We start from the raw sequence: 24,115 nt of genomic DNA, 5'->3' as shown, positions 1-24,115 counted from the left end.
CTCCATGAAGGGACAGGGAGGTGTCATGGCCGACAGCACGCTGGTCTTCATTGTCCTGGGGCTGACGCTTGCCGCCTTCGTCTGGGGGCGCTTCCGCTATGACCTGGTGGCCCTCTCGGCGCTGCTGGGGTCGGTGATCCTGGGACTGGTGCCGGGCGAGGAGGCCTTCCTCGGCTTCGGCCATCCGGCGGTGATCACCGTGGCCGCGGTGCTGGTACTCAGTCGCGGTTTCGAGCGCTCCGGCGTGGTGGACGTGATCGCCCAGCAGGTGCTCAGGGTCGGTGAGCGGCTCTTCCTCCAGCTGGCCGCGCTGACCGGGACGGTGGTGGTGCTCTCCGGCTTCATGAACAACGTCGGGGCCCTGGCACTGCTGCTGCCGGTCGCCATGCGCCTGGCCCGGGAGCATGACACCTCGCCGTCATTGCTGCTGATGCCACTGGCCTTCGGCTCGTTGCTGGGCGGGCTGACCACCCTGATCGGCACCCCGCCCAACATCATCATCGCCAGCTACCGGGGCTCCGTCACCGGTGACTCCTTCGGGCTCTTCTCCTTCTCCCCCGTGGGCGTGGCGGTGGCCCTGGCGGGGCTCGCCTTCATCCTGCTGATCGGCTGGCGGCTGGTACCCCAGCGAGCCGGCAAGGCCACCACCGAGGAGATGTTCGACACCGCCAACTACCTGGTCGAGCTCGAGGTGGACGAGGAGGCGAAGGCCAACGGCTGGACGCTGCGTGACCTGCACGATGCCCTGGAGGAGACCATCCCGGTCCTGGCCGTGGTACGCGACGAGAAGCGCCGCGCCGGCCATGCCTTCCACGGTGAGCTGCGGGCCGGCGACATCCTGCTGCTGGAGGCCGGCCCCGAGGAGATGAAGCTGCTGGAGGACAAGGCGGGGCTTCGCGTGGGCAAGGAGCCCGAGGAGAAGGACGAGGCGACGCAGCAGGCCAAGGACGAGGACGACGCGCGGGAGGCGGAAAAGGCGGCGCAGGAAAGGTCGCGTGACGAGGAGCACGAAAAGAAGAACAAGAAGGATAAGGGTAAGGAGAAAGAAAAGAAGGGCGTTGATACCGAGGGGCTGCAGCTGGTGGAGGCGGTGGTGCGCAACGACTCCATGATGGTCAATCGCACCGTCGGCCAGCTGCGCCTGCACAACCAGTTCGGCCTGCACCTGGTGGCGGTGGCCCGCGACGGTGGCCGCCTCAAGCAGCGCCTGCGCGATATCCGTTTCCGGCCCGGGGACGTGCTGCTGCTGCAGGGCGGCGAAAGTGAGCTCTCCGAGAGCCTGGCGACCCTGGGCTGCCTGCCGCTGGCCAGCCGCAACCTCTCCCTGGGGCAGCCGCGCCTGCTGCTGGCCTCCCTGGCCATCTTCGCCGCGGCCATCCTGGCCATCCTGCTGGGCGTGCTGCCCGCGGCGGTGGCGCTCGTCTCGGCGGCCCTGGTCTCGCTGCTGGTGGGGGTGCTGCCGCTGCGGGAGGGCTACCAGGCGATCGACGGCCCCGTGCTGGTGCTGCTTGGCGCCATGATCCCGGTAGGTGAGGCGCTGGAGACCAGCGGCGGGGCGGCGCTGATCGCCGATTCCCTGCTGGGCTGGGGCGGACAGTGGCCGGTGGTGGTCACCCTGGTGGGGCTCTTCGTGATCACCATGATGCTCTCCGACATCATCAACAATGCCGCGGCGGCGGTGCTGATGGCCCCCATCGCCGCGAGCCTGGCGCGCGGCTTCGAGGTGTCGTTGGATCCCTTCCTGATGGCGGTGGCCGTCAGTGCCTCCTGCGCCTTCCTCACGCCCATCGGCCACCAGTCCAACACCCTGGTGATGGGCCCCGGGGGCTATCGCTTCGGGGATTACTGGCGCATGGGCCTGCCGCTGGAGGTCGTGGTGGTGGCGGTGGCCATTCCCATGATCCTGATGGTCTGGCCCCTCTAGCAGAACGCCCCGGCCGATGGCCAAGGCGGGAGGGTGGCGTGGTGACCGGTCAGGCCATGGTCGACGGCTCCTCGGTATGCCACAGGACCCGGGACTTGTCGGTGACGAAGGCGTCGTAGTCGAAATCGTCCACGCTGAGCAGCTCCAGCACCTCGGCCTCGCGCTCGCGCATAAAGGTGGCATCGTCTTCGCTGATGATGCCGGCTCTGGCTGCCTCCTCCACCTTCTGCTCGGGGTGCAGGGCGTGCGCCGGCAGCTCGCCCTTGGCATGGGCCTTCTGGACCTGGCGGTAGAGCTTCTCGGCGCGCTCCTGGGTGGCGAGCAGGGCGTTATAGTGGGCGAGGGGGTTGTCCCGGCTGCCGTCGTTCTCCTGCCAGGTGGTTTCCAGCAGGTAGCGGCGCAGCGCCGTGTCGCGGGAGACGGCCTGGGCGATCTCGCGGGTCAGGGCATCCTGGGGGCGCTTCCAGCGGCGGCCGGCGGGCATCACGACGATGCGCAGCAGCCGGCCCAGGGCGCGGCTCGGCAGGTTGTCGAAGAGCTCGTCCAGCGCCTGCTCGGCGCGACCCAGCAGGAAGCGGCAGCCATAGTGCAGCAGGGCCGCCTCGCCCTCGACCTTGTCGCCCTCGTGCCACTGCTTGAGCGTCATCGAGGTGAGGTAGAGGTTGGAGAGCACGTCGCCGAGGCGCGCCGAGAGCATCTCCCGCTGCTTGAGGGTCGAGCCGAGGCTCGCCATGGCGGCATCGGCGCACAGCCCGAAGCCGGCGGAGAGGCGGGCGACGTCCCGGGCATAGGGCGCGGCGACCTCGTCGAAGGGTACGTCCGCCCGGCCGATTCCCAGGCCCTGGGTGAGGGCGCGGGCGGCGTTGCCGAAGATCAGCCCGGCGTGGCCGAAGAAGGCACGGTCGAAGGCCTGCAGGTCGTCGGCATCCTTGGCGGCCAGCTCCTCGAGCACGTAGGGGTGGCAGCGGATCGCCCCCTGGCCGAAGATCATCAGGTTGCGGGTCATGATGTTGGCGCCTTCCACGGTGATCGCCACCGGGTTGGCGCTGTAGCCGATGCCGAGATAGTTGCGTGGCCCCAGGGTCACCGCCTTGCCGCCGTGGATGTCCATGGCGTCGCCGAGGATCTGGCGCTGGAACTCGGTGAGCTGGCTCTTGAGGATCGCCGAGGGCACCGCCGGCTTCTCGCCGTGGTCGATGGTGTTGGCCGTCTGGTAGACCGCGGCCCGGGAGACATAGGCCAGCGCCGCCATGCGCGCCAGCGGTTCCTGGACCCCCTCCATCTCGGCCACCGGCACGTTGAACTGGCGACGGATGCGGGCGAAGCCGCCGCTCCAGCCCAGGGCGTAGCGGGCGGTCCCGGTGGCGCCGGAGGGCAGGGTGATGCAGCGGCCGATGGAGAGGCACTCCACCAGCATGCGCCAGCCCTGGCCGATCATCTCGGGCCCGCCGATGATGGTATCGAGGGGTACGAAGACGTCCTTGCCCTTGATGGGGCCGTTGAGGAAGGGGCTGCCGATAGGGTGGTGGCGGCGGCCGATCTCCATGCCCGCGGTGTCGCGCGGGATCAGTGCCAGGGTGATGCCGCGATCGCTCTCATCGCCCAGCAGGTGGTCGGGGTCGAAGAGCCGGAAGGCCAGGCCCACCACGCTGGCGATGGGCGCCAGGGTGATCCAGCGCTTCTCGAAGTTCAGGCGCAGGCCCAGCACTTGCTCGCCGTCGACCTCCTGGCGGCAGACCACGCCGGTATCGGGAATGGCCGTGGCGTCACTGCCGGCACGGGGGCCGGTGAGGCCGAAGCAGGGGATCTCGCGCCCGTCGGCCAGCCGCGGCAGGTAGTGGTCCTTCTGGGCCTCGGTGCCGTACTTGAGCAGCAGCTCGCCCGGGCCCAGGGAGTTGGGCACGCCCACGGTGACCATCAGCGTCTCGCTGACCGAGAGCTTCTGCAGCACCAGGGACTGCGCCTTGGCGGAGAAGCCGAGGCCGCCGTAGGCCTGGGGGATGATCATGCCGAAGAAGCCTTCCCGCTTGAGGTAGTCCCAGAGCTCCTGGGGCAGGTCGGCGCGCTCCCTGGCGATCTCCCAGGCATTGCACATGCCGGCGGCCACGCTGCACTGGTGGTCGAGGAAGGCCTGCTCCTGCTCCGTTAGCCCTTCGTCGCGGTACGCGAGCAGCGCCTGCCAGTCGGGACGCCCTGTAAACAATTCGCCGTCCCAGGCCACGGTGCCGGCCTCCAGCGCGGTGCGCTCGGTGTCGGAGACCTTCGGCGAGACCTTCTTGAACAGGGCGAAGAGGCGAGGGGTCAGCCACTTGCTGCGCAGCGCCGGCAGGCCGGCCGCGGCCACCGCGAGGGCGCCGAGCAGCAGGATGACGCCGAGCACCGCGGAGGCGGCGAGCAGGCTGGCAAGGCCCGTGACGGCGAGCACGGCCAGGGCGGGCAGGGCGCCCGCCTCGCGGCGCATCACCGCGAGCAGGCCGATGATGGCCGCGAGCAGCAGGATCAGGGTGAGCATGGGGGACTCCGGTTGTTGTCGACGGCAAGAATTCGAACAGATGTTTGAATTCTTGCAGACTAGCTCACATCCTTGCAACCGGCCAGTGGCATGACTCCTTATTAAGGCTTTCAGGAGGAGCGATAGGCGCCGGGGATAGGCCGAAGAGGAGGTCCGAGGATCAGGGATGACCGAGGTGGCGTCCAGGGAAGGATTCATTGCGCCTCCCCGAAGCGCCTGTCGCCGGAAAAGCCTCGAGCATGGTAGTCATTTGCAACATTCGGTAATCCAAAAAACGCCCCGCGCTGCAGGGCAGGGCGGGGCGCAGGGGTGCCAAGGCACTGGCGTTGTCAGTCGAGGCGGCGCTGGGGCTCGCCGCGGGCCGGGGCGTCGCCCGCCACGAAGTACGGAGCGTCGCTTCTCGGCAGCGGTTCGCGGCCGCGGATGCGGTCTGCGATCTTCTCGGCGAGCATGATGGTCGGCGCGTTGAGGTTGCCGGTGGGGATCTGCGGGAAGAGCGAGGCGTCCACCACCCTGAGCCCCTCCACGCCGTGCACCCGACCCTGGCCGTCCACCACCGCATCGTCGCCCTCGCCCATGCGGCAGCTGCCGCAGGGGTGGTAGGCGGTCTCGGCATGGGCCTTGACGAAGGCATCCAGCTCGGCGTCGGACTGCACGTCCGGCCCCGGCGAGATCTCGCGGCCACGGTAGGCGTCGAAGGCGGGCTGGGCGATGATCTCGCGGGTCAGGCGAATGGCATCGCGGAACTCCTGCCAATCCTTCTCCCTGGACATGTAGTTGAAGAGGATGCTCGGCGCGGCCTCCGGGGCCCGGGAGGTGAGGCGGATGCGGCCGCGGCTCTCGGAGCGCATGGAGCCCACGTGGGCCTGGAAGCCGTGGGCCTGCACCGCGCTCTTGCCGTTGTAGCTGATGGCGATGGGCAGGAAGTGGTACTGCAGGTTGGGCCAGGCTTCCTGGTCGTTGCTGCGGATGAAGCCCGCCGCCTCGAACTGGTTGCTGGCCCCCACGCCCTTGCCGAGGAAGAGCCACTCGGCGCCGATCTTCGGCTGGTTCCACCACTTCAGCGCCGGGTAGAGCGAGATCGGCTGGGTGCACTCGTACTGGATGTACATCTCCAGATGGTCCTGGAGGTGGGCGCCGACGTTGTCGTTGACCTGCACCGGCGCGATGCCGAACTCGTCCAGGACCGCCTTCGGGCCCACGCCCGAACGCTGGAGGATCTGCGGCGAGGCGATGGCGCCGCCGCACAGCAGCACCTCGCGGCGGGCTTGGGCCTGGCGCACCTCGCCCTTGCGAATGCCCTTGAGAAAGTAGCGCACGCCCACGGCTCGCTTGCCCTCGAACTCGATGACGTCGGTAAGGGCGTGGGTCTCGATGGTCAGGTTCGGCCGCCCCTTCGCCTGGTCGAGGTAGCCGCGGGCGGTGGAGGCGCGCCGGCCGTTGGGGGTGACGAAGCGGTCCATGGGGCCGAAGCCTTCCTGCTGGTAGCCGTTGACGTCCTCCGTCTCCGGGTAGCCGGCCTGCTTGCCCGCCTCGATGAAGGTGCGATAGAGCGGGTTGTTGCCCTCCTTCGGGGTCGTGACACTCACCGGCCCATCGCCGCCGTGATAGGCGTCGGGGCCGATGACGCGGGACTCGGACTTGCGGAAGTAGGGCAGGCAGTCGGCGTAGGTCCAGTCCTCGAGGCCCGGCGCCTTGGCCCAGTGATCGTAGTCCAGGGCGTTGCCGCGGATGTAGCACATGCCGTTGATCAGCGAGGAGCCCCCCAGCCCCTTGCCGCGGCCGCACTCCATGCGCCGGCCATCCATGTGCGGCTCGGGGTCGGTCTCGAAGGCCCAGTTGTAGCGCTTGCCCTGCAGCGGATAGGCCAGGGCCGCCGGCATCTGGGTGCGGAAGTCGAAGCGGTGGTCGGGACCGCCGGCCTCGAGCAGCAGCACCGAGACGTCCGAGTCCTCGGTCAGGCGAGTGGCCAGCACGTTGCCGGCCGAGCCGGCGCCGATAATGATGTAGTCGAATTCACGGATTTGTGACATGGAGTCTCCCGAGGCAACTTCTCTACGGGGCGGTTCCGGCGGCAGGCCGTCGCGAGGGCGTCAGGGACGGCCCCTCGCGACGACCTGCCCCGCGCCCCGGGCAGGTGGGGTGGGCGAGGCAATAGGCGATGCTAGTCTTAGAAGACCGATTCGAAGGGGCCCATCTCGATCTGCACCGACTTGGTCTGGGTGTAGTGGGCCAGGGTCTCGAGGCCGTTCTCGCGGCCCACGCCGGACTGCTTGTAACCGCCCACCGGCATCTCGGCGGGGGACTCCCCCCAGGTGTTGATCCAGCAGATGCCCGCCTCCAGGCGGTGGATCACCCGGTGGGCGCGGTTGAGGCGCTCGGTGAAGACCCCGGCGGCCAGCCCGTAGTGGGTGGCGTTGGCGCGGCGGATCACCTCCTCCTCGTCATCGAAGGCCAGGATCGCCATGACCGGGCCGAAGATCTCCTCGCGCACGATGCGCATCTCGTCCGTGCAGTCGGTGAATACCGTGGGGGCCGCCCAGGCACCCTTGGCCTTCTCGCCGTCGTTCCAGGCCTCGCCACCAGCCAGCACCGTGGCGCCTTCCTGCTTGCCCAGGGCGATGTAGGAGAGCACCTTTTCCTGGTGCTCGAAGCTCACCAGGGGGCCGAAGTTGACGCTGGGGTCCAGCGGGTCGCCGGCCCTGATGCGCGCCACGCGCTCGGCAATCCTCGTCTCGAAGGCCTCCTTGACAGCGCTCTCGACGAAGACCCGGGTGCCGTTGGTGCAGATCTGCCCGCTGGAGTAGAAGTTGGCCATCATGGCGGCGTCGGCGGCGCGGTCGAGGTCGGCATCATTGAACACGATCAGCGGCGACTTGCCGCCCAGTTCCATGGTGACGTCCTTGAGGGTGGAGCCTCCGGCGGCGGCCATCACCTTCTTGCCGGTCCCCACCTCCCCGGTGAAGGAGACCTTGTCGATGCCGGGGTGCCCGGTCATCAGGGCACCGACGCTGCCGTCGCCGTGGATGACGTTGAACACGCCGTCGGGCAGCCCGGCCTCGGTGAAGATCTCGGCGAGCCGCATGGTGGTCAGCGGGGTGACCTCGCTGGGCTTGAAGACCACGGCGTTGCCGGCGGCCAGTGCCGGGGCGCTCTTCCAGCAGGCGATCTGGATGGGGTAGTTCCAGGCGCCGATGGCGCCGATCACTCCCAGCGGCTCGCGACGCGTGTAGACGAAGGAGTCCTCGCGCAGCGGGATCTGGCTGCCCTCGATGGCCGCTGCCAGGCCGGCGTAATACTCGAGGACGTCGGCGCCGGTGACGATGTCCACGGCCGCCGTCTCGCTGATCGGCTTGCCGGTGTTGCGGGTCTCGAGTTCGGCGAGCGCGTCATTGCGCTCCCTCAGGAGCGCCACGGCGCGGTTGAGGATGCGGCCGCGCTCCATGCCGGTCATCGCCGCCCAGGTGCGCTGACCCTTGCGGGCAGCGGCCACGGCGGCATCCACGTCCGCCTCGGCGGCCTGCTGCACCTCGGCGAGACGCGAGCCGTCGTAGGGGTTGACCACCGAGAAGGTCTCGCCGGAGGTGGCGGCCGTGCGACGGCCGTCGATGTAGAGGGTCTGAGTCTCGAGGGATGGCATGGTGACCTCCATTCAGGAAGGGGAAAGGGTGTCTCGGCTGTCGAGCAGGCGATCGAGGTAGTCCCGGGCCAGGCGACGCGCCTCGTTGCTGTCCAGGCCCTCGAGGGTCAGGGCACCGCGCAGCCACAGGCCGTCGATCAGGGCGGCCAGCGCGCGGGCACAGGCGCGGGCCTCGTCACGGGGCATCAGGCGGCGGAACTGGTGGCAGAGGTTGGCGTAGAGGCGCCGGTCATTGACCTGCTGCAGGCGCGCCAGCTCGGGCTTGTGCATGCTGCTGGCCCAGAAGGCCAGCCAGGTCTTGGCCACCGGCCCGGTGACCTGGCTGCGGTCGAAGTTGCCGTCGATGATGGCGCCGATATGGTCCCGGGGGCTCGTGCTGGTGAGATCGCGCCGGCGCGCCGCCACTGCCTCGCCCAGGTCGCTGAGAATCTGGCGCATGGTGGCCTCCAGCAGGCCGTCCTTGCCGCCGAAGTAGTGGCTGATGATGCCGGCGGAGACGCCCGCGTGGCGGGCGATGCGCATCACCGTGGCATCGGCCAGGCCGACCTCGTCGATCGCCGCCATGGTGGCCTTGATCAGCTGCTGGCGGCGGATGGGTTCCATTCCAACCTTGGGCACCGTTGCTGGCTCCTTTCCCGGGGAATTGATCTTGCAACCACCACATGAAGCATGGTTACCATGTGTACAGCTTGCCATTTCTTTATTGAACGTTCAATCAATAAAGAGCCTGGCAAAGGATACGGCTGGCTCGTGGTGCTGCCACCGCGGCTATACTTCAAGTCCCACAAGAGGAGTGTCTCCATGCTCACCCGCAACCTGAACCGTCGCCTGACCCTGGGGCTCGGTGCCGCCGCCCTCGGTCTCTCCGTCTCGCCGCTGCAGGCCGCCGAGCCCGAGAGCTGCGAGACCGTCCGCTTCGCCGAGGTCGGCTGGACCGACATCACCGCGACCACCGCGCTCACCACCGAGGTACTCGAGGCGCTGGGCTATGACACCCGCATCGACACCGTCTCCGTGCCCATCGCCTACCAGGGCATGAAGAACGGCGACTTCGACGTCTTCCTGGGCAACTGGATGCCCTCCATGGCCTCGATCAGTGATCCCTATGTCGAGGATGGCGATATCGATCGCCTGGGGGCCAACCTCGAGGGCGCCAAGTACACCCTCGCGGTGCCGCAGTATGTCCACGATGCCGGCGTCACCTCGGTGGAAGACCTCGCCGAGCATGCCGAGCAGTTCGACAGCCGGATCCATGGCATCGAGGCCGGCAACGACGGCAACCAGCTGATCCAGCAGATGATCGACGACGACGCCTTCGGCCTGGGTGACTGGCAGCTGATCGACTCCAGCGAAGCCGGCATGCTCGCCGAGCTGAGCGCCCGGGTGCCGGATGAGGAGTGGATGGTCTTCCTCGGCTGGGAGCCGCATCCGATGAACACCAACTTCGACATGGCCTACCTGTCAGGTGCCGATGACTACTTCGGTCCCGACCTCGGCGGCGCCACCGTCTACACCAATACCCGTAGCGGCTATGTCGAGGAGTGCGCCAACGTCGGTGCGCTGCTGGAAAACCTCGAGTTCACCCTCGAGATGGAGAACCAGCTGATGGGCCAGATCATGGACGAGGGCGAGGATCCCCGTGATGCCGCCCGCGCCTACCTGCAGGCCAATCCCGAGGTCCTGGAGGCCTGGCTCGAGGGCGTCGAGACCCGCGAGGGCGAGCCGGCGCTGCCCGCGGTCAAGCGCGCCCTCGACATCGAGGCGTGAGGGGCCACGCGGGCTTGCCATGCGGCGGGCCCGCGTGCATAATCCCTCCCCGTTGCCCGGCTGCGGTCGGGCAAGCCGTTGATAAGGCTACGTAGCTCAGCTGGTTAGAGCACATCACTCATAATGATGGGGTCCCCTGTTCGAATCAGGGCGTAGCCACCAGGACCCATAGAAAAGCGCCCGCCAGGCCTTGCCCTGGCGGGCGCTTTTCTATGATGCCCGGTGCGCCTCGCGAGGGCGCGCGGTGCCAATCCCCGCTTGACCTTGCGGGCCCGATCCGTATACTACGCCCCGTGCTCGAGGTCATTCCCCGATAGCTCAGTTGGTAGAGCAAATGACTGTTAATCATTGGGTCGCAGGTTCGAGTCCTGCTCGGGGAGCCAACCGCTCCTAGCTGCCTGCCGCTTCCCCCGCATCATCCTGCATCGTTCCCCGATAGCTCAGTTGGTAGAGCAAGTGACTGTTAATCACTGGGTCACAGGTTCGAGTCCTGTTCGGGGAGCCACTCCTGTCTGGCCGTCCTCCTTTCTCGTCCTGCCTGCCGCGCCGATGCCTCGCTGGCGTCAGCCCGTTAGCGTCTGCCCTTTCCGCGCCTCATTGTCGCCCGGACCGCCCGCGGCCTGACTTCTGTCCATGGCGCTTGTCTGCGAGGCGAGCAGACAAGGACGCCGGGCTCGAGGCCCGGCGTCACATGTCGCACCCGCTGACAGGGGAGGGCGGGGTCAGCTGCCCTTGGCGTAGTGCCAGGTGCCCTCGAGCTGGGTGTAGTCGAGAAGGATCTGGGCCGCCTCCAGGATCTGGGCGCGCTCGACCGGCTCTTCGTCACTCTCCTCCTCGTCGCGGGCATCGACCCACTCCTCCAGCGGCTCCAGGCCCAGGGCACGCCGGCGCTCGTTCTCCAGGGCGAGCTGTTCGGCCTCCTGGGCCTCCACTTCGCGCTGGCGCTGCTCGCGATTGAGGCTGACGCTGGTGTGCTGCTCCCGAAGTCGGCTGGCCAGCTCGGACTGCTGCTCGAGGTAGTGGAAGTTGGGGTGCTGCTCGGCGCGCTCGCGATGGCGGCTGCGCAGCGTCTCCAGGTACTGGCGGGGCTCGCCGTAGGTGCGGTACTGCACCTCGCGCACCGTGTCCCACTCCAGGGCATTGTCGAGGCTGCTCTCGCCGATCAGCTCCGGGTCGATCAGGCTCGGGAAGCGGATGTCCGGCTCCACGCCGCGGTGCTGGGTGCTTTCCCCGGAGATGCGGTAGAACTTGGCGCGGGTCAGCTTGATCTCGCCGTGGCTCAGCTCGTTGAGGGTCTGGACAGTGCCCTTGCCGAAGGTGTCGGTGCCCACCACCAGGCCGCGGCCGTAGTCCTGGATGGCGCCGGCGAAGATCTCCGAGGCCGAGGCCGAGAGGCGGTTGACCAGCACGGCCAGGGGGCCGTCGTAGAGGGTGCCGCTCTCGGTGTCGCCGTAGAGGCTGATGCGGCCGCGGGTATCGCGGACCTGCACGGTGGGGCCGCGGTCGATGAACAGGCCGATCAGCGAGTTGGCCTCCTGCAGGGCGCCGCCGCCGTTGTTGCGCAGGTCGAGCACGATGCCCTCGACCCCCTCGGCCTGGAGCCGCTCCACCTCCCTGGCCACGTCGCGGGTGGTGCTGCGGTAGTCCTCCTCGCCGGCCTGCCAGGCATCGAAGTCCACGTAGAAGGTGGGGATCTTGATCACCCCGAGGCGGTGGGTGCCGTCGTCCCGCGCGATCTCGACGACCTCGCCCTGGGCGGCCTGGTCCTCCAGGTCCACGGTGTCGCGGGTGATCTCGATGACCTTGGAGCGCGTCATGTCGACAGCCTGGGCGGGCACCACGTCGAGGCGTACCACCGAGCCCTTGGGGCCGCGAATCATGTCGACCACATCGTCGAGGCGCATGCCCACCACGTTGACGATCTCCTCGCCCTCCTGGCCCACGCCGACGATGCGGTCGGCCGGCTGCAGGGCGCCGGCCCGCTCGGCGGGGCCGCCCGGCACCAGGCTCGATACCTTGACGTACTCGCCGTCGGCCTGGAGCAGGGCGCCGATGCCCTCCAGCGAGAGGCGCATCTGGATGTCGAAGGACTCGCCCTGGCGTGGCGAGAGGTATTCGCTGTGGGGGTCGATGCTGCCGGTCACCGCGGCCATGTAGAGGCCGAAGACGTCCTCCTCGTTGGTCTGGCGCAGGCGCGACAGCTGCCCCTCGTAGCGCTGGCGAAGGTTGGCCTCCACCTGCTCGGCGTCCTGGTCGCTGATGGCCAGGGTCAGGGCGGCGTTCTTGAGCCGCTTCATCCACAGCGCGTCCAGGGCCGCCTCGCGGGCGGCCCAGGGGGCGTCATCGCGCTCGAGTTCCAGGCGCTGTTCGCTGTCGAAGGCGAAGTCGACGCCCTCGTCGAGACGGTCGAGCAGCCACTCGAAGCGCGCCTCGGCTCGCTCGTGGTAGCGCTGATAGAGGGCGAAGGGGCGCGTCAGGTCGCCGTCGAGCAGTGCCTCGTCCATGCCCGTTTCCAGGTCGCCGAAGGCGGCCACGTCGCGGTCGAGCAGGTAGGCGCGCTGGCCATCGAGGATGTCCAGGAAGCGCGAGTAGGCGCGCCTTGACCAGTCGTCGTCGAGGCTGACATCCGCATAGTGGCCGTAGCGCAGCGACTCGGCCACTTCCGCGGCCACCTGGCGCTGGGCGTCGCTCGGCTCAACGGCGGCCAGTAACGGCGTGGTGGCCAGCAGCAGGACCAGGGCCGCTGAACGCCCAAGGGTGACAAACAGGCTCATCGATGAAGCACTCCCCGATTCGTGTACACTTGCTCTCTATCCAGACTCCGACCCGGCTGACGAGTTGCATGGACCGAACGGTCATTGTATCAGCTTGGTCGTGCCGCCAAGACCCCTGAAATGCCCCGCGATAGAGGAATTCCATGTCCCAGGATGCCCGACTCGAGCGCCTGCTCGACTTCCTGCGTCGATCCCCCACGCCCTGGCATGCCACGGCCAACATGGCCAGGCGCCTGGAGGAGGCCGGCTACCGGCGTCTCGAGGAGACCGAGGCCTGGCGCCTGTCGCCCGGTGAGCGTGTCTACGTCACCCGCAACGACTCCTCGATCATCGCCCTGCAGCTGCCTCGCGAGCGCCTCGTGGCGCTGCGCCTGGTCGGTGCCCATACCGACAGCCCCGGCCTGCGCCTCAAGCCCAACCCCGCGCAGAGCGCGGCGGGCTGGCTAAAGCTCGGCGTCGAGGTCTACGGCGGGGCCCTGCTGGCGCCCTGGTTCGATCGTGACCTGGGGCTGGCCGGGCGGGTGCACCTGCGTCACCCCGACGGCCGCATCGAGGGCGTGCTGCTCGATGTGGAGCAGCCGCTGGCGATCATCCCGAGCCTGGCCATTCACCTGGACCGCGAGGCCAACAACGGTCGTGCCATCAATGCCCAGACCGAGATGGCCCCGGTCCTCCTGCAGGGCGGGGGGCGGCCCGACCTCGAGCGGCTGCTCGCGGGCTGGGTCACCGAGCAGCACGGGCTCGAGGACGTCGAGCTCCTCGACTTCGAGCTCGCCTTCCGTGACATGCAGCCGCCGTCACGGGTCGGCGTCGACGGCGAGCTGATCGCCAGCGCCCGCCTCGACAACCTGCTCTCCTGCTTCATCGGCCTGGAGGCCCTGCTGGAGAGCGACGGTCGCCAGGGGGCGGTGCTGGTGGCCAATGACCACGAGGAGGTGGGCAGTGCCAGCGCCTGCGGCGCCCAGGGCCCCTTCCTCGGTGACGTGCTGCGGCGGGTGAGCGACCAGCTCGGCGAGCCGGGGGAGGAGGGCTTCATCCGCCTGATCCAGGCCTCGCGGCTGATCTCCTGCGACAACGCCCATGCCCTGCACCCCAACTTCCCGGACAAGCACGATGCCGGCCATGGGCCGGTGCTCAACGGCGGGCCGGTGATCAAGGTCAATGCCAGCCAGCGCTATGCCACCAACAGCGCCACGGCGGCGCTGTTCCGTGATCTCTGCCGCGCGGCCGAGGTGCCGGTGCAGAGCTTCGTGACCCGGGCCGACATGGGCTGCGGCAGCACCATCGGCCCGATCACCGCCACCGAGCTCGGCGTGCCGACCCTGGACGTGGGCGTGCCCCAGTGGGCCATGCACTCGATCCGCGAGACCGCCGGCGCCCGGGACGTGGAGCATCTGACACGGGTGCTGACCGCCTTCTTCGATCGCCCCGAACTGGCCTAGAGCGACTTCGATACGAGAGGTGCCGGGAGAAGTCGTCACAGCGCCTCCTCGATGGTCCGGCACCCCGGGGCCTGCTCCCGGGTAACCCTCGAGTAAGGGTGGGCAGGAGTTGTTATACGAAAAACCCGGCGCCAGGGGCGCCGGGTTTTCGGTATCTGGTGGCTACGCCCTGATTTGAACAGGGGACCCCATCATTATGAGTGATGTGCTCTAACCAGCTGAGCTACGTAGCCGAACAACGGGGGCGAAGTCTACGGAGTTTGCCCCCTCGGGTCAAGGCCTCGTGCCTCAGACATTGAAGCGGAAGTGGATCACGTCGCCGTCCTGGACGATGTACTCCTTGCCCTCCAGGCGCCACTTGCCGGCGTCCTTGGCCCCCTGTTCGCCCCCCAGCGAGACGAAGTCCTCGTAGGCGATCACCTCGGCGCGGATGAAGCCCTTCTGGAAGTCGGTGTGGATCACCCCGGCCGCCTCGGGGGCGGTGGCGCCCACCTTCACCGTCCAGGCGCGCACCTCCTTGACCCCGGCGGTGAAGTAGGTCTGCAACCCGAGCAGGGCATAGCCGGCGCGGATCACCCGGTCGAGCCCCGGCTCCTCCATGCCCATCTCGTCGAGGAACATGGCGCGCTCCTCGTCTTCCAGCTCGGCGATCTCGGCCTCCAGCTGGTTGCACACCGGCACTACCACGGCCCCCTCCTCGGCGGCGATCTCGTTGACCACCTCAAGGTAGGGGTTGGACTCGAAACCGTCCTCGTTGACGTTGGCGATGTACATGGTGGGCTTGAGGGTCAGGAAGCCGAAGCCCTTGAGCTGGTGCTTCTCGTCGTCGGTGAGGCCGGCGCTTCGCAGTGGCAGGCCCTCGGCCAGGTGGGGCTGGATGCGCTCGAGGATCGCCTTGGTGGCGATGGCCTCCTTGTCGCCGCCCTTGGCCACGCGCACCAGGCGCTGGATGGCGCGCTCGACGGTGTCGAGGTCGGCCAGCGCCAGCTCCATGTTGATGATCTCGATATCGGCCCGCGGGTCGACCTGGTTGGCGACGTGGATCACGTTGTCGTTGTCGAAGCAGCGCACCACGTGGGCGATGGCCTGGGTCTCGCGGATATTGGCCAGGAACTTGTTGCCGAGCCCCTCGCCCTTGGAGGCGCCGGCGACGAGGCCTGCGATATCGACGAACTCCATGGTGGTGGGGAGCACCTTCTGCGGCTTGACGATCTCGGCCAGCTTGTCGAGGCGGGGGTCGGGCATCGGCACGATGCCCACGTTGGGCTCGATGGTGCAGAAGGGGAAGTTCTCGGCGTCGATGCCGGACTTGGTCAGCGCATTGAACAGCGTGGACTTGCCGACGTTGGGCAGGCCGACGATACCGCAGTTGAAACCCATGGGAGTGTCCTGGAAAGCGTGTTCGCGAGTGGAAAGTGGCGAGTATTCTACGGAAGCGCGGAGCGCCAAGCTACCGGCACCGAGCGGCCAAGCCGCTAAGACGGGCCCTCCACGAGGCAGGACGGATTCGACCTCGGGCAGAGTCGTTCCGGGCATGGCGGCCCGTCGTCGGTCCCCTTGTAGCTCGGCGCTTTCAGCTCGGCGCTGTAAAACTGTGCAGCCGGTTCATGGCCTTCGCCCAGTCGCCGGCCATGGCCTGGGGCAGGGTGGCCAGGCACTCGTCGATGGCGGCGTCGATGGCGCTGCGCTCGGCCTTGCCGGGCCGGCCCAGCACGTAGTTCGTCACCTGGCGGCTGTCGCCGGGATGGCCGATGCCGATGCGCAGGCGGTGGAAGGTCCGGTCATTGCCCAGGGCGCGGATGATGTCGCGCAGGCCGTTGTGCCCGCCGTGACCGCCGCCCGTCTTGTAGCGCGCCGTGCCGGGGGGCATGTCGAGCTCGTCGTGGGCCACCAGCAGCTCGTCCGGTGCCAGCTTGAAGAACTGGCAGAGGGCCGCCACGGCGCCGCCGCTGCGGTTCATGAAGGTGGTGGGCTCGAGCAGGTGCACGTCCTGGCCGTCCAGCTGGACCCTGGCGTGCAGGCCCAGGAACTTCCTGTCCGGCCGCAGCTCGCCGCCCGCCGCCCGCGCCACGGCCTGTACCAGCCAGGCACCGGCATTGTGGCGGGTGGCCGCGTAGTCGGCGCCGGGATTGCCCAGTCCAATGATCGCCTTGACCTGGCTCATGTCGTGTCTCCCAAAAAAAAATCAAGCGCCGAGGCGCTTGATCGATGAAGGAGGGGCCATGCCGTGCATGGCCCCTTGGGAGCCTGACGAACTTGACACTGATCGACTGCGAGAACCGGTCTTTCGGCCAATTTCATTCGATCTGATTCGTTAAATAGCGGGCTATTCGCCTCATCAGATCGATAAACTTGTCTCGAAATCCGTTCCTCTCGCTACGATCGGTCAAGTCCGGCAGGCTCCTGGCAGGCGCGATTACTCGGCGCTGCCTTCGCCTTCCTCGCCCTCGGCGGCTTCACCGCCTTCTTCGTCCTCGTCCGTGCCGCGGACCTTGGGCTTGGTGATGCTCAGCACGGCGTTGTCATGATCCTCGCCATGGGTGAGCTCGACCAGGGTCACGCCGGCCGGTACGGTGAGGTCGGAGAGGTGCAGGGTGGTGCCCAGCTCGACCTCGGCGATGTCGACCTCCAGGAAGTCGGGCAGGTCCTTCGGCAGGCAGCTGACCTCGACCTCGTTGGAGAGCACGTGGAGCTCGCCGCCCTCGTCCTTGATGCCCTTGCACTTCTCCTCGCCCACCACGTGCAGCGGCACGCGCAGGGTGATCTCGTGGGTGGCGTCGACCCGCAGGAAGTCGGCATGGGTGATCAGCGGCTTGTAGGGGTGGCGCTGCAGGTCACGCACCACCACCTGCTGGGCCTTGCCATCCACCTGCAGGTTGATCACCGAGGAGAAGAAGGCCTCGTCCTCCAGCGCCTTGTAGAAGCTGGTCTTGTCGACGGCGATGGGCTGCGGCGCCTGCTCACCACCATAGATGATGGCCGGCACCTGTTCGTTCGCACGACGCAGGCGGCGGCTCGCACCTTTCCCCAGGTCGCTGCGAACGCTGGCATTGAGTGTGTAATCGGACATGGAATTGCCTCTTTCTGGAAGTAAGGAAAGCGCCGTGGCCCGCGACCAGACCACGGCGTTTCCGGGAGCCCCGCAGGGCATGTGTCCCGCGCCCTGTCCCGCCGGGCGAGTCCCGGAGGACCCGCGTCAGTGGAACATGGCGCTGACGGATTCCTCGTTGCTGACCCGGCGGATCGCCTCGGCGATCAGCCCGGCGACGCTGAGCTGGCGGATCTTGCCGCTGCGCCGTGCGGTCTCGGAGAGGGGGATGGTGTCGGTCACCACCACCTCGTCGAGCACCGAGCCGGTGATGTTGTCCACCGCCGGCCCCGACAGGATCGGGTGGGTGGCGTAGGCGACCACGCGCCGGGCGCCCCTTGCCTTGAGGGCCTCGCCGGCCTTGCACAGGGTGCCGGCGGTATCGATCATGTCGTCCACCACCACGCAGGTGCGATTCTCTATCTCGCCGATGATGTGCATCACCTGGGCCTGGTTGGCCGAGGGGCGACGCTTGTCGATGATGGCGAGGTCGGCGTTGAGCTGCTTGGCGATGGCCCGGGCCCGCACCACGCCGCCGACATCCGGCGATACCACCACCAGGTCGTCGTAGTTCTGGCGCTCGATGTCGTCGAGCAGGATCGGCGAGCCGTAGACGTTGTCCACCGGCACGTCGAAGAAACCCTGGATCTGGTCGGCGTGCAGGTCCATGGTCATGACCCGGTCGACCCCGGCCTTGACCATCATGTCGGCGACGATCTTGGCCGAGATCGGCACGCGTGCGGAGCGCACGCGGCGGTCCTGACGGGCGTAGCCGAAGTAGGGGACCACGGCGGTGATCCGGGTGGCGGAGGCCCGGCGCAGGGCATCCACCATCAGGATCAGCTCCATCAGGTTGTCATTGGTCGGTGCACAGGTGGACTGCAGGATGAACACATCCTTGCCGCGCACGTTCTCGTTGATCTCGACCGCGACCTCGCCGTCGCTGAACTGGCCGACCGTGGCATTGCCCAGGTAGGTGTCCAGACTCTCGGCGACCTTTCGGGCGAGTTCGGGATTGGCATTCCCGGCGAAAACCATCAATTTTGACACGCGCAGCCACCTTTGCTGTGTGGGGTCTTCAGGGATTCGGGTCGAGGGTCGTTCCGGGACGGAATGGCTGGGGCAGGAGGATTCGAACCTCCGCATGGCGATACCAAAAACCGCTGCCTTACCGCTTGGCTATGCCCCAGCAGCCTGCTCCGCTCCGGGACGTCCCGGGATGCCTCGGCGCCCGTGGGCGGGGAGGGTCATCGACCCAGCGCAGCATGGAGAGGTGAGCGATTCAGGCCGCGCGCCTTGAAGGCCTGCCAGCCCTCGGGAACCTCGGCCAGAAGTCGGTCTGCCCGGGCCTCGCTGTCGAGCCGGGCAAAGACGCAGGCGCCGGTGCCGGTCAGCATGCTCGGCGCTCGGGTCGCCAGCCAGTCGAGTGCATGCGCCACCTCGGGATACAGTGCCCGGACGGTGGGCTCGCAGTCGTTGCGCCAGCTCGCCGCTCCCCCCTGCAGTGCGCGCGCCATGGTAATCGGGGGGGTGTGGCGTGTCAATTGCGGTGCCCCGAACACCGCGGGGGTGGAGACCGTCACGCCGGGGTGGAGCACCACGAACCAGGGGGTGTCGAGCTCGACCGGGGTGAGGCGTTCACCGACCCCCTCGGCCCAGGCGGCGTGCCCATGCACGAACACCGGCACATCGGCCCCCAGGGCGAGGCCGAGCCGGGCGAGCTGCGTCAGGCCGAGGCCGAGTCCCCAGAGGGCATCGAGGCCGAGCAGGGTGGTGGCGGCATCTGAGCTGCCGCCGCCCAGGCCGCCGCCCAGGGGCAAGCGCTTCTCGAGGCGGATCGCCGCCCCCAGGCGGCAGCCGCTCTCGGCCTGCAGCAGGCGGGCGGCGCGCACGACCAGGTTGTCCTCGGCCGCCACCCCGGGCAGGCGGGGGGAGAGGCGGAGCTCGCCGTCCTCGCGGGCGCGCAGGGTGAGGGTGTCGCCGTGATCGAGAAACTGGAACAGCGTCTGCAGCTCGTGGTAGCCATCCGGTCGGCGGCCGGTGATGTGCAGCAGGCGGTTGAGCTTGGCCGGCGCCGGCAGCACCAGCCTCTCGGGAGTGGAAACGGTCTGCGGCATGTCAGTCGTCGAGGGCCGGGCGCCAGTCGGTGACCACCAGGGTGACCCGCAGGTCGTCATAGGTCATCACCAGGCGCCGGGGCAGCCAGAGCTCGGCGACGCGCGTCCAGTCGCGGTACGCGATCTCCCAGCCATCCTGTTCGAGGCGCTGGGGGAACCCCAGCTCGTCCTCCTCCAGGCGGTGGGGCGTGTCGTCCGCCGGCAGGCCGCGGATCCAGTCGGAGAGTGCGCTGACCGGCAGCGACCAGCCCAGCTGCTCTTCCATCAGCGCCTCCGGGGTCTCGGCCTCGAAGCGGCCCTCGGCGGTGGTCAGCGAGAAGCGCCCCTTGCGTCCCTCCAGGGTGCTGCGCCCGCTGCCGAAGGGACCGCTGATCAGCAGCCGGTAGTAGTGCGGGTGCTGGCTCCAGTCCAGGTTGGTGCTGGTGGACTCCTCGGGGGTGCGCAGGCCGGCCTTGCCGACCAGCACCCAGGTGTCGAGTTCGGCCAGGCGCTCGGCCTGGGCCTGCCACTGGCCCGCGGCGCGTTCGCCCTCGGGGGCGGGCGCCCGGCCGGCGCAGCCGGCCAGCATGGCCAGGGCGAGCAGGGGGATCAGCAGTCGCGGCAGTGTCGTCATGGCGAGGTCCGTTCGTCAGGGGTCAGTCGTCACGCCCCGGCGCGTCGAGTTCGGGATGGCGTTGCAGCAGCTCGTCGACCAGCGGGCGCTCCTCGAAGCGTTGCCGGGCCTCGTCGAGCAGCTCGCTGGCGCGCTGCTCCTCGCCCAGCGCCCAGAGCACCTCGATGAGGTGGGCGGCGATCTCCTGGTCGGGCATCGCCGCCCAGGCGCGCTCGAGCCAGGGCAGGGCGCCCTCGGTGTCGCCCTGGCGATAGAGGACCCAGCCCAGGCTGTCGAGGATGGCCGGGTTGCCCGGCTCGAGGGCATGGGCCCGCTCGATCAGCTCGCGTGCCTCCTCCAGGCGGCCCTCAAGGTTGGCATCGGCGAGGGTGTAGCCCAGGGCGTTGAGGGCGTTGGCGTTCTCCGGGTCGTTCTCGATGATGTGGCGCAGGTCCGCCTCCATGGCGGCGAGGTCGTCGTCGGCGAAGGCGCGCATGGCCCGCTGGTAGCGCAGCCGCTCGTCGTCGGGGTGCTGCGAGAGTTCGCTGTCGAGCAGGGCATCGGCCTGCTCGACGCGGCCCGCCTCGTCCAGCAGCTCGACCTCCAGGGAGACCAGCTCGCTGCGGTAGGCCTCGTGGCGCAGCCGCTCGAGGCGCAGGAAGGCGCGCGCGTCGAGCAGCCGGTCATCCTCGATGAGCATCCGGGCCGCACTCAGGCGGGCGGTCAGGAACTGCTCGCCCTCGGGCACCTGGCGGTAATAGAGGAGGGCGTTGTCCACCTCGCCCTCCTCCTCGGCGATGGCCCCCAGCAGCAGGAATGCCAGCGGCGGGGCCTGGTCGTCGCCGACCAGGGGCAGCAGCAGGCGGCGTGCGGGGGGCAGGTGCTCCTCTTCCAGGAACAGTCGTGCCAGGCCGAGGCGCAGTTCGGGGTCGTCGCCATGGTCGTCGAGCAGGGCGTCGGTGGTGGCCTCGGCGGCCTCGATGCCGCCCAGCCGGATCTCGGCACGGGCCAGCAGCAGCATCAGGCGCGGGTCCCCCGGCGCCACCTCCAGGCCACGCCGCGCCGCCGATCGCGCACTCGCCGGGTCGTCGGCCTCCAGCGCCAGGCGGGCGCGGACCTGCCATAGCTCGGGGAGCTCCGGGGCCACCCGGGCCAGTCGCGACAGGCGTTGCTCGGCCGCTGAGCGCTCACCGGCGGCGGCTTCCAGCAGGGCGGTGGCCAGTTGGCTGTCGTGGCCTGCCTCGCCAGGTCCTGCCAGGTGCTCGCGCATGCTTTCCAGCAGCGGCGCCGGGTCGGCGCCGGCTTCGAGGGCGCTCTCCACGAAGCCGGTCAGCTCTCCCTGGGCGCCGCGCGAGACGGCGGCCAGGCGCTGCTCCAGGGCGGCGTCCCAGTCGCCGCGCTGGATGGCGAGGCTTGCCAGCAGGCGCGCCGGGGAGTCGCTCGCCGGTGCCAGGGCCTGCCAGCGACGTGCGGCCTCCTCGAGCAGCCGGGGGTCCTCGCTGAAGCGGGCGGCCAGGGTGGCGCGCTCGGCGAGCGGCGCCGAACCGTAGCGCTCGGCGACCTCGAGGAAGCCGCGGGTGGCGCGCGGGTAGTCGCCGCGCTGTCCGGCCAGCTCGGCTTCCAGCAGGCCGGAGAGGCTCGCGGCATCCAGGCCGCGGGTGACCGGCGGCGCACCCGTCAGCGGGTCCTCGTCGGGTTCGGCGGCCGAGGAGGCCCCCGGCAGGCCCTGGCAGCCGGCGAGCAGGGTCGCCAGCACCAATGGCGCCAGGGGGAAGCGGCGAGTGAATCGGGGGAGCGTTCCGCGGGGCATGCGCGTCTCGTGCCAAAGGACGAGACGCCAGCATAACGGCTCGGCACCCCCGGGCAAAGCATGATCCCGATCACGGCATGTCATGGCGCCCCGGGCGGGCGGCCTGTGGTAGAATGCTGCGCTTCGAGGATGGGCGGTCCGCCTCGGCGGACATCACCACAGCGCCCCTGCCGGAACCACGACTCGCGAAGACGCCGAACGCATGACGCTTCTTGCCCTGGGAATCAATCACCGGACCGCCACCATCGAGGTGCGCGAGCAGGTCGCCTTCTCGCCGACTCAGCTGGAGGCGGCGCTGGCCGAGCTGCGTGCCCTGCCGGAGGTGCGCGAGGCGGCGGTCCTCTCCACCTGCAACCGCACCGAGCTCTACTGCGTCACCGAGGCCGTCGGCGAACGCGAGATCCTCGACTGGCTGGGCCGTTTCCACGGGCTGCGGGTCGAGGACCTGTCGCGCTGTGCCTACCACTTTCTCGAGAACGACGCGGCCCGGCACCTGATGCGGGTGGCGGTGGGGCTGGACTCCATGGTGCTGGGCGAGCCGCAGATCCTGGGCCAGCTCAAGGAGGCCTACCAGGCCGCTCGCCGGGCCCGGGGCCTGGGCGGCGAGCTGGAGTGCCTGTTCCAGAACACCTTCGCCGTGGCCAAGCAGGTGCGCACCGAGACCGGCATCGGCCGCAACCCGGTGTCGGTGGCCTATGCGGCGGTGAGCCTGGCCAGCCGCATCTTCGGCGACTTCACCCGCTCGCGGGCGCTGCTGATCGGCGCCGGGGAGACCATCGAGCTGGTGGCACGCCACCTCCACGAGGCGGGGGTGCGCCGGCTCACCGTGGCCAACCGCACCCGCGAGCGGGCCGAGGCCCTGTCCGGCCCACTGGGCGGCGAGGCGATCACCCTCGATGCCATCCCCGAGGCCCTGGTCGAGGCCGACATCGTGATCTCCTCCACCGCCGCGCCGTTGCCGATCCTCGGCAAGGGCATGGTGGAGCGGGCGCTGAAGAAGCGCCGCCATCGCCCCGTCTTCATGGTCGACATCGCCGTGCCCCGGGACATCGAGCCCGAGGTAGGCGAGCTCAGCGACGTCTTCCTCTATACCGTCGATGACCTCCAGGAGGTCATCGAGGAGAACCGCCGGCATCGCCAGGTGGCCGCCGACCAGGCCGAGTCGCTGATCGAGCACGGCGTGGGCAACTGGCAGCACGAGCGGCGTATCCGCAGCGGCGGCGAGCTGATCCGCGACGTGCGCGCCCGTGGCGAGGCCATGCGCGAGCTCTCCGAGCAGCAGGCCCTGGCGCGCCTGGCCCGCGGCGAGGACCCGGAACAGGTGATCCGCCGCCTGGCCCACCAGCTGACCAACCGGCTGATGCACCGTCCCACCGTGGCGATGCGCGAGGCCGCCTCCCGGGAGCGTCGCGACCTGCTGGAGGCCGCCACCGCCCTGCTGCTGGATGAATCCACCGACCACTCCCGATAGGATGCGCCGATGAAAGCCACCCTGCGCCAGCGCCTCGATGCCTTCGTCGAGCGCTTCGAGGAGCTTTCCGCCCTGCTGGCGGAGCCCGAGGTGATCAGCGACCAGACCCGCTTTCGCGACTACTCGCGGGAGTATGCCGAGCTCGAATCCCTGGTGGAGGCCTGGCGCGAGTATCGCGCCGTGGAGGCCGACATCGCCTCCGCCGAGCAGCTGCTCGGCGATGCCGATGCCGAGATGCGCGAGCTGGCCGAGCTCGAGCGGGACGAGGGGCGCGACAGGCTGGAGGCCCTCGAGGTCCGGCTCAAGCAGCTGCTGGTGCCCCGGGACCCCGACGACCGGCGCAACGTCTTCCTCGAGATCCGCGCCGGCACCGGCGGCGACGAGGCGGCGCTGTTCGCCGGTGACCTCTTCCGCATGTACTCGCGCTATGCCGAACAGCACGGCTGGAAGGTGGAGGTGATCAGTGCCAGCCATGGCGAGCAGGGCGGCTACAAGGAGATCATCTCGCGGGTCAGGGGCGAGGGGGTCTATGCCCGGCTCAAGTTCGAGTCCGGCGCCCACCGGGTGCAGCGCGTGCCGGCCACCGAGTCCCAGGGGCGCATCCACACCTCCGCCTGCACGGTGGCGGTGATGCCCGAGGCCGACGAGGTGGGCGACATCGATATCGACCCGAACGACCTGCGGGTGGACACCTTCCGCTCCAGTGGGGCCGGCGGCCAGCACGTCAACACCACCGACTCCGCGATCCGCATCACCCACCTGCCCAGCGGCGTGGTGGTGGAGTGTCAGGAGGAGCGCAGCCAGCACAAGAACCGCGCCAAGGCGATGTCGCTGCTCGCAGCAAGGCTCAAGCAGTCGGCCGTGGCCAGCCAGCGGCAGCAGCAGGCCGATGCCCGCCGCAGCCTGGTGGGCTCGGGCGATCGCAGCGAGCGCATCCGCACCTACAATTTCCCCCAGGGCCGGGTCACCGACCACCGC

Annotated in this window: 17 protein-coding genes and 5 tRNA genes; 8 read left to right on the top strand and 14 right to left on the bottom strand. The window is 69.0% G+C overall.

The features are described 5' to 3' along the window. Positions 1-25: 25 nt before the first annotated feature. Positions 26-1,924, top strand: a complete 1,899-nt coding sequence (locus SCI24_RS10795) for an SLC13 family permease (protein ID WP_318725370.1) — start codon at positions 26-28, stop codon at positions 1,922-1,924. Positions 1,925-1,973: 49 nt separating this feature from the next. Here the strand turns inward: SCI24_RS10795 and SCI24_RS10790 are convergent, their stop codons facing one another. The 4 genes from SCI24_RS10790 to betI form a co-directional block, all read right to left on the bottom strand. Beyond that, positions 1,974-4,436 (bottom strand): acyl-CoA dehydrogenase, encoded by a 2,463-nt coding sequence (locus SCI24_RS10790; RefSeq protein ID WP_318725369.1) that lies wholly within the window; start codon positions 4,434-4,436, stop codon positions 1,974-1,976. Between the two features lie 329 nt (positions 4,437-4,765). Next, positions 4,766-6,469 (bottom strand): choline dehydrogenase, encoded by a 1,704-nt coding sequence (gene betA / locus SCI24_RS10785; RefSeq protein ID WP_318725368.1) that lies wholly within the window; start codon positions 6,467-6,469, stop codon positions 4,766-4,768. 137 nt (positions 6,470-6,606) lie between these two features. Beyond that, positions 6,607-8,076, bottom strand: coding sequence for a betaine-aldehyde dehydrogenase (betB, locus tag SCI24_RS10780; RefSeq protein WP_318725367.1), 1,470 nt, complete (start codon positions 8,074-8,076; stop codon positions 6,607-6,609). 12 nt (positions 8,077-8,088) lie between these two features. Continuing rightward, on the bottom strand, positions 8,089-8,694 hold the full coding sequence (gene betI, locus SCI24_RS10775) for a transcriptional regulator BetI (RefSeq protein WP_318725366.1): 606 nt from the start codon (positions 8,692-8,694) through the stop codon (positions 8,089-8,091). A gap of 183 nt (positions 8,695-8,877) precedes the next feature. Here betI and SCI24_RS10770 point away from each other — a divergent pair, with 183 nt between their 5' ends. The 4 genes from SCI24_RS10770 (at position 8,878) to SCI24_RS10755 (ending at position 10,348) form a co-directional block, all read left to right on the top strand. Beyond that, positions 8,878-9,843 (top strand): choline ABC transporter substrate-binding protein, encoded by a 966-nt coding sequence (locus SCI24_RS10770; protein WP_318725365.1) that lies wholly within the window; start codon positions 8,878-8,880, stop codon positions 9,841-9,843. A gap of 85 nt (positions 9,844-9,928) precedes the next feature. Next, positions 9,929-10,005, top strand: a tRNA-Met gene (locus SCI24_RS10765). Between the two features lie 145 nt (positions 10,006-10,150). Continuing rightward, positions 10,151-10,226 (top strand) — tRNA-Asn (locus SCI24_RS10760). Positions 10,227-10,272: 46 nt separating this feature from the next. Beyond that, positions 10,273-10,348: transfer RNA gene (locus SCI24_RS10755), tRNA-Asn, on the top strand. Positions 10,349-10,565: 217 nt separating this feature from the next. Here SCI24_RS10755 and SCI24_RS10750 read toward each other — a convergent pair. Then, positions 10,566-12,617: a carboxy terminal-processing peptidase gene (locus tag SCI24_RS10750; protein WP_318725364.1), complete on the bottom strand. Its 2,052-nt coding sequence runs from the start codon at positions 12,615-12,617 to the stop codon at positions 10,566-10,568. 143 nt (positions 12,618-12,760) lie between these two features. Here SCI24_RS10750 and SCI24_RS10745 point away from each other — a divergent pair, with 143 nt between their 5' ends. After that, a complete protein-coding gene (locus SCI24_RS10745) occupies positions 12,761-14,059 on the top strand; it encodes a M18 family aminopeptidase (protein WP_318725363.1) in 1,299 nt (432 codons plus the stop codon). Positions 14,060-14,215: 156 nt separating this feature from the next. Here SCI24_RS10745 and SCI24_RS10740 read toward each other — a convergent pair. The 9 genes from SCI24_RS10740 to SCI24_RS10700 form a co-directional block, all read right to left on the bottom strand. After that, a tRNA-Met gene (locus SCI24_RS10740) sits at positions 14,216-14,292 on the bottom strand. 55 nt (positions 14,293-14,347) lie between these two features. Continuing rightward, positions 14,348-15,439 (bottom strand): redox-regulated ATPase YchF, encoded by a 1,092-nt coding sequence (gene ychF / locus SCI24_RS10735; protein WP_318725362.1) that lies wholly within the window; start codon positions 15,437-15,439, stop codon positions 14,348-14,350. A gap of 193 nt (positions 15,440-15,632) precedes the next feature. After that, the gene (gene pth, locus SCI24_RS10730; RefSeq protein WP_318725361.1) at positions 15,633-16,223 is read right to left on the bottom strand and encodes an aminoacyl-tRNA hydrolase; all 591 of its coding nucleotides are present in this window, start codon (positions 16,221-16,223) and stop codon (positions 15,633-15,635) included. 252 nt (positions 16,224-16,475) lie between these two features. Further along, the gene (locus SCI24_RS10725; RefSeq protein ID WP_318725360.1) at positions 16,476-17,129 is read right to left on the bottom strand and encodes a 50S ribosomal protein L25/general stress protein Ctc; all 654 of its coding nucleotides are present in this window, start codon (positions 17,127-17,129) and stop codon (positions 16,476-16,478) included. A 126-nt stretch (positions 17,130-17,255) separates the two neighbouring features. Next, positions 17,256-18,185 (bottom strand): ribose-phosphate pyrophosphokinase, encoded by a 930-nt coding sequence (locus SCI24_RS10720; RefSeq protein ID WP_106229096.1) that lies wholly within the window; start codon positions 18,183-18,185, stop codon positions 17,256-17,258. Between the two features lie 76 nt (positions 18,186-18,261). After that, positions 18,262-18,336: transfer RNA gene (locus tag SCI24_RS10715), tRNA-Gln, on the bottom strand. A gap of 58 nt (positions 18,337-18,394) precedes the next feature. Further along, positions 18,395-19,264, bottom strand: a complete 870-nt coding sequence (gene ispE / locus SCI24_RS10710) for a 4-(cytidine 5'-diphospho)-2-C-methyl-D-erythritol kinase (protein ID WP_318725359.1) — start codon at positions 19,262-19,264, stop codon at positions 18,395-18,397. Between the two features lies 1 nt (position 19,265). Next, positions 19,266-19,877 (bottom strand): lipoprotein insertase outer membrane protein LolB, encoded by a 612-nt coding sequence (lolB, locus tag SCI24_RS10705; protein WP_318725358.1) that lies wholly within the window; start codon positions 19,875-19,877, stop codon positions 19,266-19,268. 22 nt (positions 19,878-19,899) lie between these two features. Further along, a complete protein-coding gene (locus SCI24_RS10700) occupies positions 19,900-21,666 on the bottom strand; it encodes a tetratricopeptide repeat protein (protein ID WP_318725357.1) in 1,767 nt (588 codons plus the stop codon). A 202-nt stretch (positions 21,667-21,868) separates the two neighbouring features. On the opposite strand from SCI24_RS10700, the gene hemA reads away from it, so the two are divergent. Beyond that, positions 21,869-23,137, top strand: a complete 1,269-nt coding sequence (gene hemA / locus SCI24_RS10695) for a glutamyl-tRNA reductase (RefSeq protein WP_318725356.1) — start codon at positions 21,869-21,871, stop codon at positions 23,135-23,137. A gap of 9 nt (positions 23,138-23,146) precedes the next feature. Then, positions 23,147-24,115, top strand: a 969-nt coding sequence (gene prfA, locus SCI24_RS10690) for a peptide chain release factor 1 (RefSeq protein WP_318725355.1), incomplete at its 3' end; no start/stop codon positions are given.

The sequence above is a fragment of the Halomonas sp. genome (genome assembly GCF_033549285.1).
Lineage (GTDB): Bacteria > Pseudomonadota > Gammaproteobacteria > Pseudomonadales > Halomonadaceae > Halomonas.
This window is presented reverse-complemented; position numbering and strand designations above follow the sequence as displayed.